Annotated in this window: 8 protein-coding genes; 1 reads left to right on the top strand and 7 read right to left on the bottom strand. The window is 37.4% G+C overall.

Going from position 1 to position 12,305, the window contains the following annotated elements:
- Window positions 1-64: 64 nt before the first annotated feature.
- The 3 genes from QM481_RS22220 to QM481_RS22210 are packed head-to-tail and all read right to left on the bottom strand — an operon-like array spanning window position 65 to window position 3,495.
- Entirely contained in the window at window positions 65-1,003 is a 939-nt protein-coding gene (locus tag QM481_RS22220; protein ID WP_283383388.1) for a carbon-nitrogen hydrolase family protein, read from the bottom strand.
- A gap of 11 nt (window positions 1,004-1,014) precedes the next feature.
- Window positions 1,015-1,644 carry a response regulator gene (locus QM481_RS22215; protein WP_283383387.1) on the bottom strand — a complete coding sequence of 210 codons (630 nt, stop codon included), beginning with the start codon at window positions 1,642-1,644 and terminating at the stop codon, window positions 1,015-1,017.
- Between the two features lie 3 nt (window positions 1,645-1,647).
- Window positions 1,648-3,495 (bottom strand): ATP-binding protein, encoded by a 1,848-nt coding sequence (locus QM481_RS22210; protein WP_283383386.1) that lies wholly within the window; start codon window positions 3,493-3,495, stop codon window positions 1,648-1,650.
- A gap of 526 nt (window positions 3,496-4,021) precedes the next feature.
- Here QM481_RS22210 and QM481_RS22205 point away from each other — a divergent pair.
- The gene (locus QM481_RS22205) at window positions 4,022-4,798 is read left to right on the top strand and encodes a response regulator transcription factor (protein WP_283383385.1); all 777 of its coding nucleotides are present in this window, start codon (window positions 4,022-4,024) and stop codon (window positions 4,796-4,798) included.
- Window positions 4,799-4,898: 100 nt separating this feature from the next.
- On the opposite strand, the gene QM481_RS22200 is transcribed toward QM481_RS22205, so the two are convergent.
- From QM481_RS22200 to QM481_RS22185, 4 genes are all read right to left on the bottom strand, one after another.
- Window positions 4,899-6,824 carry a sialate O-acetylesterase gene (locus QM481_RS22200; RefSeq protein ID WP_283383384.1) on the bottom strand — a complete coding sequence of 642 codons (1,926 nt, stop codon included), beginning with the start codon at window positions 6,822-6,824 and terminating at the stop codon, window positions 4,899-4,901.
- Window positions 6,825-6,868: 44 nt separating this feature from the next.
- Window positions 6,869-7,888 carry a glycoside hydrolase family 43 protein gene (locus QM481_RS22195; protein WP_283383383.1) on the bottom strand — a complete coding sequence of 340 codons (1,020 nt, stop codon included), beginning with the start codon at window positions 7,886-7,888 and terminating at the stop codon, window positions 6,869-6,871.
- Window positions 7,889-8,052: 164 nt separating this feature from the next.
- On the bottom strand, window positions 8,053-9,519 hold the full coding sequence (locus QM481_RS22190; RefSeq protein WP_283383382.1) for an MFS transporter: 1,467 nt from the start codon (window positions 9,517-9,519) through the stop codon (window positions 8,053-8,055).
- Between the two features lie 293 nt (window positions 9,520-9,812).
- Window positions 9,813-12,299, bottom strand: coding sequence for a glycosyl hydrolase 115 family protein (locus tag QM481_RS22185; protein ID WP_283383381.1), 2,487 nt, complete (start codon window positions 12,297-12,299; stop codon window positions 9,813-9,815).
- Between the last annotated feature and the right edge of the window lie 6 nt (window positions 12,300-12,305).

The raw sequence follows: 12,305 nt of genomic DNA, 5'->3' as shown, positions 1-12,305 counted from the left end.
GAAGAATCGGAGATTACGAAGGATAGGTTTTTTGATCAGAGTGTTGAAGGGGTACAATTGTACGCTACACTTTTCTCATCTCCGGCTGTTTATTAACCTTAAACTCAAAAACATCTGGACGAGAATAGTGCCCGATTACATCAAAATCTAATTTGCTTTTTGCCAAAACCGAAAAGTCAAGTTCTGCTACTAAGAGTCCTTCCTGATGCCAAAGTGGACCAGCGAGCACCTCTCCCATTGGCGAAATGATTACGCTACCACCTGCACACATGACTTCTGGTTCGTCAATTAAATCTGCTTGGTATTCGACTGGATAATCTGATTTTTTGACATATTGATTGGCCGCTAATACAAAACATCGTCCTTCGAGTGCGATATGTTGCATGGTCGATTGCCACGATTCTCTGGAATCAGCGGTTGGGGCTAGGTATATTTCTACGCCTTGTTGGTACATCGCCATCCTTGCCAATGGCATATAGTTTTCCCAACAAATTAGCCCACCAACTTTCCCAATATCGGTTTGAAGGGTGGTCAATGTACTTCCGTCACTTTCTGCCCAAATATATCTTTCCAAACCTGTTGGTTTTAACTTTCTATGCTTGCCAACGAGGTTCCCCTTCTGGTCAAAATACCATAAAGCACAATGCAAAGAGCCTCCAACATTTTCTCGCTCTGTAACGCCCAAACCCACGAAAAGATTAGCCTCTGCGATTGCCTTATTTATTTTTTGAGTAAATTCTGAGTTTTCTTCTATACTATTTTCCCAGTAATGTAACCACTGGTCACGACTTTTATCGGTACGGCGACCAACCATCGCATCATAACTCAAACCACGAGGATAGCATGGGATAAACGATTCTGGAAATAACAATAACTCACACCCTTGTTCAGCGCCCTTATTTATCCATTCAATGACAAGTTCAACAGATTTTTCTATATCAAATAGTGATGGTGTTGCTTGTATTACCCCAACTTTCACTTTTTTGTGAATTATTTTTTTCATGCTATAAATTCCTATTTTTCTTCTAACTCAATAGTGTCCAAAAACTCATAAAATTCTTTTTTAGAATTGAATTTCAGTTTTTGATTGATATTCTTCCGATGAGTTTCTACTGTGTAATAACTTAAGCATAACTCTTGTGCCACTTGTTCGGAGGTATATCCTTTTTTCAGGGCTTTTAGAATTTCCACTTCTCGTTTGGTCAGTAATTTTTTCAAAGAAAAGAAATCTTTCTCAAAACTCGTTTTCTGTTCTTGCTTTACCTGAAACACATTTTCGCCCTTTATTATTTTTTCCAGTGACAAAAGAATTTCAGCCGAGGGACTTGTTTTCGATAAATATCCTTCAATTTCATAAGCCTTGAATGCCTCTATCTCACGACGATCGGCATACATACTAATGACCACAATTTTGGAACGATGCACTAAAGTTCTCAGCTGCTTTACTAAGGACAATCCATCCAAAAAAGGCATATTATAGTCGACCAAAATAAGTTGGGGCAGCAGCGTGTTACACTCATTATATGCCTTGCGACTATCATAAATTTGGGCTAATATTTCATAATCACCAGATTCCTTGAGTATTAAACTTAATCCATCGTTAAATAAAGAATGGTCATCTACAATTACAACTTTCGTTTTCATAACTTACATCGTTTCAATAATAGTGGTTGTACCTGTCGAATTAGACTCAATATTGAATTTGAGATTAGAAATTGTGGCGCGCTTTTTCATATTCAGCAACCCTATTCCTTTCCCTTCCAAGCTGGTATCGAAACCTACACCATCATCTTCTACCACAAATCTAAATCCTTCTTCTTGTTCAAAAATTTGTAAGAATGCTTCTTGTGCCTTGGAATGCTTTATGACATTTAGTAAACATTCTTTCAAAATCATATAAATATTTTGTTGTGTTAAAGAGTCTAATTGATTGATTTTCCCCTCTGAGAAATCATGATAATGGACCCTCACATTTGAAAACTCATTATATTGCTCAACGGTTCGTTCAATTTTGGTAGTTAAAGACAGGTTATCATCTTTTACCAAGGTATGGCTCATTAACCTAATCTCGTTGATGGCTTCCTCCAAAATTTTCTTACTTGTTGAAACATCTATTTTCTCCTTATTCAAATAACCTAAAGCCGCAGCGAGTGTATTCCCTACTTGGTCATGCAACTGACGTCCAATATTTTCAACTTCATTTTTTCGAATGGTCTCTAAGTCGTCTTTGAGTATAACCATTTTCGACTCATGAATCTTTCGAAAAATCAAACTTTTTCTAAGCTGTTCAAAAGAAATGAAAGAAATCAAAATGATTACGACGAAAGGCGTAAAATAATCGCTATTCAAGCTTAGGCTTTCTTGGTTGACTAGGAAATAGCTAGAAATGCTTTTTATCATCGTAGGTAATATACCCAATAAACAAGCAATTAGATAATCAATTCTTTTTCCTCTAATAAATAATAGTGTTGCATGGTATATTGCCCAGAGCGTATTTAATAAGGTAAGAGGAAAAAGGCTATTGGTGATAATAAATAAAATAAGATTACAAGGTGGCAGAAAGTGCATAAGCATGACAGCCACATTAAGTACCACTAAAATCTTCGCCCCTAGCGTATATCTTTTAAGATTTATGGGTATTGTTTGTACTACCTCATATGCAAAGGGGTGGAAAAACACATTGAGCCCCAATATCCAAAAGGAGCCAATATTCGAGGCGTTCAATTGTAAAAAGGAAGGAAAAGGGAACAAGTCATATAGGTACCCAATGGTAAACATATTGGCGTTTGCCACGCCAATCATTACGCCTGCATAAATCATCAGTTTTTCGGAATAAAAAAAACCCAACAACAAAAGTACAACGCTGAAAATAAAGCAATAGATAACCTGAAAAATCGATTTAAGATTCTGGCTAATAGCATGCTCAAAAAATCGTGGTTTCCGATACAAATCTAGGCTAGTGATATGTAAACCGTAATTTCGAGTGGAGTGCAAAACCACTTTTGCAGTGTCATGCGCAGCTATTTCGATAGGAAATGAAAAAAAAACATAAGGGTTTTTTCTCAGATACAAGGGTTTATTTCGCTGGAGTTTTTCTGATAAAATGAGCTTATTATTTTTAATTAAATAGCATTCTAATTCGTCTACACGGATATGTGATGCCTCTAACACCAGTTCTATTCTTTGTGAAGAACGATTGACTATTTCCAGATACATCAAAGCATTCTTTTGCAGATAAGCCTTCCCCAATTCAATTAATTCGTACTTGTTATTTTTGACAAAATGATAAGCATTAAAATTGAACAATCGGTTTGTGTCAACAGTAGCGTATTTTTGGGCAACATAAGCTTGTTGGTTAATTATTTGATGACTAAACTTATCATCTACTTGGATAGGAAACGAAGCTTCATGTCTAGCTCCCAGTCCAACACAAAAGGAGACCAACCATAAAATACAAGTTTGAAATAGAATTAATATCGGTCGGTTTGATTTCATACTATTTAACTATAGGGTTCTATACTCAAGCCCTTAAAAATACCTGTATTCAGGTATTTTAATTCTTCACTCAAGAGCTGAAATTTGTGTTACACAACTTTATATTAGTGGTATATCAATATTCAATCTTTTGATTTATCATTAGCCTTTCTCGAAATCTCACGCAGCATTCATTAACACACCCTCCAAGATTTTGGAGTATTGAATACCTCCTGTACTACGCATAGTTTTCTCAGGATTTTCTTAAAACGCAAAATAGATTTACCTCAACTGTTTGATTGATCGAATAGTTGCAGGTAGTCTTTTGCATTTTTTAGGGTAAAACTTCTTGGTCAAGATTTAGTAGCAAAAATTATTCCGAGAGCTTCTTGAGAAGTAAATCTTGTCTTAAATTCTGTAAAATCGACCGTTTAGTAGATTATATAGATTGATTTTTGATGTGCTAAAATAATTTCATAATATACCAACTTAGTGCCTTCAGTAAAATACTGACTGGTAAGTAATATAGTATGAAAATTAATAGAACATGCCTAATCAACCTACCCATTTTGAACTATTTAAGCAACTTTGGCACTCAGGAAATCTGGAAGAAAAACCTGAAAAAGTCCAGCATTTTATGACCTTTCATCCACTGTTTCATGAAACACTACGTATGCAAGGCACTGCGCTAGCCGTACTAGACATCAATACGATGAAATATCCGCTCATTCTAGGCGATGTACAGAAAGTTTGCGGTTGGTCCACTGAACACTTCTATGAAGTAGGAGTTCAAGGATATGTAGAACTATATCCCGAAGAAGATCAAGCAGGCTTAATACATATTTCCAGAGAAATTGGCAATTATTCAGCTCAAATTTCACCCGAAAATATGAATCAGCTTCGGGTAATTTATGATTACAGAATGAAAGGAAATGATGGAAAAATCAGGAGAATTTGCCAAGAGAGTATGGCGCTGAGTGTTGATGAAACAGGTAAGATAACTTACTTTGTGGCTTTTGTTTCTGAAATCACAAACGTCAAACGTGATGGGAAACAGCATTTATTTCTTTCTGGAGGTAAACAATCCAAACTTTTTGAAATAGATAGTAAAACCAACGAATGTACCCCATTAGAGTCGCTCAGTCAGCGAGAATTAGAAATCGCACAATTGATGGGGCAAGGATATTTAAGTAAGGAAATTAGTGACAAGCTTTTCATTGCCAACAATACCGTAAATACTCATAGACAAAATATGCTTCGTAAAACCAATTTTTATGATGCCAATGAGCTCATTAATTTTCTGAGAGTGTATAGAATTATCTAAAAGCATTAACATCAGTCATTCTGAATTTAGTGATTTTTAATAAAGTTCATCACTAAATTCAAGATGACTCAAGCATCTGAGATGGTCAACTAAGATCCTCCTAATTATCCGTTCTAAACGGCGAGGCTGGTAACCCTTCTGCGTTTACTAAATTTGGATTGATAGGATTATCAGACCAAGCGTATCTCACAAATTTGGGATTTGAAACACCTTCATCCCAAACAATTATTTTATTTCCTTCTATTTTAGACTTTGCCCATACAAATTTCTTGTCCGTTCCTGCAATCGCTAAATCTCCAATTGGTTCGCCGTCCTTCGTTTTTAATCCACTACCAATGTTATCAAAAGTTAAGATAATCTGTTGATCTTTTATTTCTGAAGAAAGTAAACTCGGTCCAGAATGAATAACATTTTCATGATACGCTAATTTCAAAGCTGATAACGCTAGTCGTTCTCCCACATCCTTTTTATTATCTGGATGAATATCGTTCCATTCGCCAAGGTCGATGGCAACGGTCATTGCGGTATTCGGTACAGATAGGGCTTTGGCTTGTGACTCTCTTAATACTGCCCAGCTACTTTCGGAAGGCAAATAATCATAATCCATGAAGCCAGGCAATTGTACATACAAAAATGGCAATGAAGTATTATTCCATTTTTGACGCCAATCTTTGATTAAGGCTGGTAATAACTGTGCATATTCTTCTGGCTTTCCTGCATTACTTTCGCCTTGATACCAACAAATTCCCTTTATCGGGTAAGGGATAGCGTGGGCAACCATCGCATTATATAGCGCAGTTGGTTGGTTTTGCAAATTAATTGATGAAATAGCATTTGGATTGAATTGCCTTTTAAATACTGCCCCAACTTTATACTGCCAAGTTCCTTTCAAATCGACCGTATCTTTCCCCGAAAAAATACAATAAGGTTTATCAGGTACAAAACCGCCTTTTCCTCCGTTATTTGTCACCCGAACAACAAAGGTATTAACCCCTTCTTTCAAAATATCCGATGCTACTGCATATCTCCGCTGTGGATACATATAACCTGTCGAGCCCACTCTTTTTCCATTAATATATAACTCATCTGCATCGACAATTCTCCCTAAAAATACCTTAGCCTTTTTCCCAATCATAGAAGCTGGGATATTTACCTCTTTTCTATACCAAACAATACCATCCAAGTTTCGAATACCTTGGTCTTCCCAATACCCTGGGACATTGATATTTTTCCAGTTCTTGGGTACGTAAGTCGTTTCGTACCACTTACCAGTCATACCTTCATCGATTGGTTGTGGCAACGAGCGACTATATTCCAGACTTTTGCGATTGGTTTCGTTGATACGAGCAGTATCTTTATTCTTGTTTACCAATTCTTTAATGTTGGGAATTTCGGGCAAACCCTCTTCACTAATCCACGCTTCAATTGGCGTCCCTCCAACACTTGCATTGATGATGCCAATAGGAATTTGATATTTCTGATGAAGCTTTTTTGCGAAAAAGTAGGCTACTGCCGAAAACGGTCTTACCTCCTCGCCTACGGCCTTTTTCCATTGACCCGAAGGAATATCTTCTTGCGCCAAAAGAGTATTGGTTAAGGTTGGTACCCAAAATTGTCTGATTTGTGGGAAATTTGCCTCCGCAATTTCCTTGGCATAGGTTACATCATGAATATTGAGCTGATGCACCATATTACTTTGACCACTACAAAACCAAACATCACCAATTAAAACGTCATTGATGGTAATTTTAGTTTTAGCATCACTCACCTCCATCTGATAAGGTCCGCCCGCCTCAAAAGCTGGTAACGTCAATTGCCAATTACCTGTCTTAGATGCAACTGTTTTGTATATTTTATTCTGAAACTTTACTTGAATCTTTGCTCCTTCACTGTCCCAACCCCAAAGTTTAAGTGGCGTTTGTCTTTGCAAAATCATACCGTCACTTACCAATTTGGGTAAGCGTAATTGAGCATTTATTTTTAAGTAAAAACTCACAAAAAATAGCAGAAAAAAGACTTTTTTCATAGTAAATAAAGCGATAGAGACGCCGAATAGACGTCTCTAGTAAGTTAAATATGATACGGTTCTATTAGTTGAATCAACCCATTTTCATCATAATGAATCTCTGTCATTTTGATACTTCTTAAATGCGTTACTCCTTTCGACAGGGTAGAATCATGATAAAACAGATACCATTTTCCTTCGTATTCGCAAATAGAATGGTGTGTTGTCCAACCAATTACAGGATTCATGATGCGTCCTGCATAGGTGAATGGACCATAAGGGTTGTCACCAATTCCATAACATAGAAAATGCGTATCGCCAGTAGAATAAGAGAAATAGTATTTTCCTTGATATTTGTGTACCCAACTTGCTTCAAAAAATCTTCGGTCGTTGTCGCCAGCTAAAAGTTTTTCACCGTTTTCGTCCAAGATAAAAATCTCCTGAACTTCTTCAGCAAACTCCAACATATCGTCTGTCAATTTGGCAACTCTTGGTCCTAAAGCAATTTCGTCGGCTGTAGGTTCAAGGTTTTCTGGGCTATAAGTGTTATTGCGGTAAGACTGCAACTGCCCTCCCCAAATACCGCCGAAATACATATAGGCTGAGCCATCTTCATCAACAAAAACAGCTGGGTCAATCGAATAGCTATTTTTGATAGGTTCGGGTTGTGCGACAAATGGTCCAACAGGAGAATCACTTACAGCTACCCCAATCTGGAAAATATCCTCTTGATTTTTGGCTGGGAAATACAGATAATACTCCCCGTCTTTCTCTGCTGCGTCGGGTGCCCACATTTGCTTTTTTGCCCAAGGCACATCGTTTACGTGCAACGCAATGCCATTGTCTACGGCATCTGCATCAGGGTTTTCCAAAGAAATTATATGATAATCCTCCATCGCAAAATGACTTCCTAAGTCATCAAATGGAATGCCTGCTTCAATATCGTGTGATGGATAAATATAAATTTTCCCGTTGAACACATGCGCCGAAGGGTCGGCAGTATAAATATGCTTTACTAAAGGTTGTGAGATTGCTTTTGAATCTATCGTATCAAAATCGATATGATCTATTGGTTTTTCTGGCATGACAATAGTTTTTTAATAAAATGGTATTCATTAGCTCTAGGCTACAAGCCGTAGGCATTAGGCAAAAAAGTTTCTCTTACTAAATGAGAAATACTTTTCAACTTATAGCATAAAGCCTAGAGCTTAAAGCGGGTAAAATTTATTTTAATTTTGCCTACTAACACTTACTTTCTTCTTTCCTTCAAATCTGCTTCGATGGTTAATTCCATGGTTTTATCAATCATATATCCCAATAGCAAAGTTGCTCCCACGATAAATAATCCCCCTGGAATCACACTTACGAGTAATTTTATTCCATTAATAGCACTCGCTGTCTGCTGCTGAGCATCGGCATTATAGCCAAAGATACTTAGCATCCAAGTTGATATAGCACCACCCACACTCAAACCAACTTTTAGCCCAAAAATCATGGCAGAGAAAATAATGGCTGTTGCACGACGGTTATTTTTCCACTCGCTGTAATCAGCTACATCGGCAATCATAGCCCATAATAATGGAATAGTTACGCCATACAATAAACCATGTAAAGTTTGAATCATAAATACTGCTGATACTGATTCGTTGGATAACACATAAATGGATAACAAGCAAAGTGCTGAAAGACATAAGAACATGGCAAAAATATTACGTTTGCCAAATCTGTCTGCCAGCGGTTTTGAGAAGAAAATACCCACAATCATCGCAATCGTACTAGAAGCATTGATGATACTTGAGGTTGCATAGGGTGCGCTATTGGATTGGCTAAATTCTGAGAATGCCTCTGCTCCAAAAATTTCACTCAACTGTTTAATCCAAGAAGGAAAACCTACCGTTTCTAAAAATGCCACCTGACTACTTTCGGTAAGGTAATATCTAAAAAAGTAGATATTCATTCCACCTTTCAAGGCTAAAGTAATGAATACCAATACCGTAAGCACCAACATGATAATCCAAGGTCGGTTGTTAAGTAAATCTTTTAAATCCTCGGCTATTGGCGTTTTTTGCGTTACAGCAGGCACAATTCTTTCTCTAGTAGTAAAGAATGTCACTAAAAAACAAAGTACGCCTGTGATAGCAAAAATCAACATTACTTTTTCAAAACCTACAGCTTTATCACCATGTCCTACAGCAATTGCCGCAGGAAGCAAAATCACTTGTATAATGAATTGCGCCAACATTACTGCCACAAAACGATAAGAAGATAGACTATTACGCTCTTTCATATCGCCTGTCATTACACCACTCAAAGCTGAATAGGGCAAATTGTTAGCTGAATAGATAACCACCAAAAAAATATAGGTAATGAGCGCATATAAAAACTTACCCGAATCGCCTAAATCTGGGGTTGAGAAAGCCAACAATGCCATTACACCAAAAGGAATAGCTGTCCATAATACCCAAGGACGAAATTTCCCCCAACGGGTAACGGTTCGGTCGGCAATAGCGCCCATTGCCAAATTGAATATCGCACCAACGATACCGCCTGTTAGCATGACCAAACTGGCTTTGGATGCTGGTATTTTGTAAATATCCGTGTAAAAAAAGGCTAAAAAAGCCATTAAGGTCTGGAAAATCAAATTGGCAGCTAAATCTCCAAGACTGTATCCTATTTTTTCAAGAACAGATAGTTTTTCTGATGGTTGTTGGTTCATAGTTAAATAAGTTTGTTTTTCGGGGAACTGGTTGTTGCACAGAGGCACAGAGGCACAGAGGCACAGAGGCACAGAGGCACAGAGGCACAGAGGCACAGAGTGAAATTTATTTCTTTTTGAGATGGTTCATTTTAATTGTCTAATTTTCAATTATTTACTTACGATTCGTAATTGATTGAAATTATTTTACACCTAGTTCGAGACTCTGTCTCGGACTCGATTTTGCTTCAGTTTTTAAACTGTTTTAATAACTAAGTCCAAGACTAAGTCTTGAACTAGGAAAGTGTTTACTATTAGTTTCCTAAATAGGTCTTTGGTGTGATTCCAAAATTTAGGGTAATTTTTTGTAAAACTACGCCTGAGCTAATCATCCAATATTTGATGGTATGTTTTCCTACTTTTGCAATAGTGTGCTTGGTCGTTTTGATATTAATATTGTCGGCCGCCCATTGATTCCAAATGCCTTTATCACTTGTTTTATCTTCTTTGTTGAGACTCACAATTTGGGGAGTTTCATCATCTATCGAAATCGCATATTGAAGCCCTTCTTCTGTTGCATGAAAGTTTAACGTTGGAGAGAAATAGGCTTTTACAATAGCTTCTCCTGCTTGTTTAGTTTCTATCTCATATTCTACATGAGGCGAATTAGCACTCAAACTTTGGGTAGTTGCTGTTACAGGAAAAGTCGTAATAGCGGAACCTGTACGACCATGGTCAGGCAAAATTTTCCAAGTAACTTCTTTTGTATTCATCAATTTTGAAAAACGATCTGCCTCTAAAGCAATTCCTGTATTTGTATTTACGCTATTCTCTAAGGGCTTTTCTGGCAAAGCTTCATTCGAATTCAGATACTTAACGTCTGGCATTTTTTGTTTTTCGGGCTGTTGCCAATAGGTATATCCAATATGTGTTTGACTCATCAAATGATTCCATTTACCCTGATTCAATTGATGATATTCATTGGTAATCAATGAATCTTTGGCAAATAGTTCTTTTACCTTATCGGCATATTGATTTGCTTTAATGGATTTTTCGGCAAATGCTTTTTTGTTTAATGCTACCTGAAAATACATTTCGTATAAATTGGCACAAGCTTTAATCGGGTGCAAAACCAATTGAAAATAAGCATCTTGATAGGGTTGGGCGAGTTTATTTTTCACAATCTCCGCGCGTGACAGCAAATGTTGATATTCCTGATTTACACTTGCCCATTCACCAGTTTCCAATGAATAGGTTTTATCGTCCAACAATTCTGGTTTACGACGGGCATTATACTTGGTATATAATCTCAAAAGTTCCGCAATTTCTTGAGCATTTTCTTGACCAAACTGTTGACTAGCCCAGTTTTTGGCGTATTTAGTCAAGTCATTTTCCTGTATTTTTTCGGGATTCCAAGCATAGTCCAAAAAGAATGAAATAGGATACTCCATTGGTTTTAGGTCACCTACGTTCACTATCCATATATTTTTCGCTTGATGTTCCCAAGCTAAATGCATTTGCTCCCAAATACGAGGGAGGGCATTGGTGTTCAACCACTTATAATTTCGTGGTCCACCTACATAGTCAAAATGGTAATATATCCCGTAACCTCCTTTTCTAGGTGCATCGGTAATCTTAGGAAGTTTACGTAAATTTCCCCAGTTATCGTCACAAAATAGCAATGTCACATCATCTGGGACTCTCATACCTTTATCATAATACTCCTGAACCTCTTTATAAATAGCCCAAAGTTGTGGCGTTTCTTGCGCAGGTTTTCCAGTTGCCTCTGCAATGATGTTACGCTGGTCTGCCACGATTTTTTCTAACAAAGCCGTAGCCGTTTCTCTCGACATAGGTTCGTCTCCATCACCTCGCATGCCTATGCTCACAATTTTCTCATTCCAAGCACGCTTCATTCCGTCCTTCCAAAATGTTCTAAGTTTCTCAGCATTAGCTTCATAATTCCAAGGTCCTGAACCAAATCTACGCCACTCGTCATGCGCGCGCATCAGAGGCTCATGATGTGAGGTTCCGATAACTATTCCATACTTATCTGCCGTTTTGATATTCAGAGAGTCATCGGCATAAAAAGCATTTCCCCACATAGCCGTCCAGATATAATTGGCTTTCAAACGTAGTAAGAGTTCAAATACTTTTTCATAAAAATGATGATTAAATCCTCCGAACTTTTCTTTCGCCCATCCCGAAAGTGCAGGTGCTTCGTCATTCAAGAAAATACCTCTGTATTTTACCTTTGGTGCATCTGTCTGAATAAATTGTGTTTTGAAATACAGTTCCTTTTTCTTCACCACAGGTACATCCGCCCACCAATTCCAAGGCGAAACTCCCAGTTGCTTTGACAGTTCAAAAACAGCATAAGCCACTCCACGGCGGTCATTTCCAGCCAATATCAGCGCATTTGGTGTTCCCGTTTGTGGGTTTTGTATCGTCTGAATCAAACTTCCTTCCCATTGTTGTGAAATCAAATTGGGCTTCATTGATTTCTTCGCCATAAGCGCTTTTAGAAAGGCAGAATTGTCAAAAGTACCAATGATAATCACGTTGGTTTTGATGCCTTTAAAATCCGAAATGATTTCGAGTTTTTTACCTGTAACCGCTTCTATATCTTTTTGTAGTAAAGAAGCAGTGGTTTTTACCAACTCCGTTTCTGAATTATCGATATATATAACCGATTGCGTTAGTGGAAAACCAGATTTAGACACAAACATATTTTGTGCAACACTCAACTGAGTGAACAAAAACAGACTTATTCCCAAAAGCCATTTCACCATATTTGACATAATGAT

The organism is Flectobacillus rivi, from assembly GCF_030056655.1.
GTDB lineage: Bacteria > Bacteroidota > Bacteroidia > Cytophagales > Spirosomataceae > Flectobacillus > Flectobacillus rivi.
The sequence above is the reverse complement of the archived record's forward strand: the minus strand, read 5'-3'. Positions and strand labels throughout refer to the sequence as shown.

What these genes read in the sequence shown, in the direction of transcription:
- QM481_RS22220 (WP_283383388.1), bottom strand. Translation starts at nt 1,003, where the DNA reads ATGAAAAAAATAATTCACAAAAAAGTGAAAGTTGGGGTAATACAAGCA.
- QM481_RS22215 (WP_283383387.1), bottom strand. Translation starts at nt 1,644, where the DNA reads ATGAAAACGAAAGTTGTAATTGTAGATGACCATTCTTTATTTAACGAT.
- QM481_RS22210 (WP_283383386.1), bottom strand. Translation starts at nt 3,495, where the DNA reads ATGAAATCAAACCGACCGATATTAATTCTATTTCAAACTTGTATTTTA.
- QM481_RS22205 (WP_283383385.1), top strand. Translation starts at nt 4,022, where the DNA reads ATGCCTAATCAACCTACCCATTTTGAACTATTTAAGCAACTTTGGCAC.
- QM481_RS22200 (WP_283383384.1), bottom strand. Translation starts at nt 6,824, where the DNA reads ATGAAAAAAGTCTTTTTTCTGCTATTTTTTGTGAGTTTTTACTTAAAA.
- QM481_RS22195 (WP_283383383.1), bottom strand. Translation starts at nt 7,888, where the DNA reads ATGCCAGAAAAACCAATAGATCATATCGATTTTGATACGATAGATTCA.
- QM481_RS22190 (WP_283383382.1), bottom strand. Translation starts at nt 9,519, where the DNA reads ATGAACCAACAACCATCAGAAAAACTATCTGTTCTTGAAAAAATAGGA.
- QM481_RS22185 (WP_283383381.1), bottom strand. Translation starts at nt 12,299, where the DNA reads ATGTCAAATATGGTGAAATGGCTTTTGGGAATAAGTCTGTTTTTGTTC.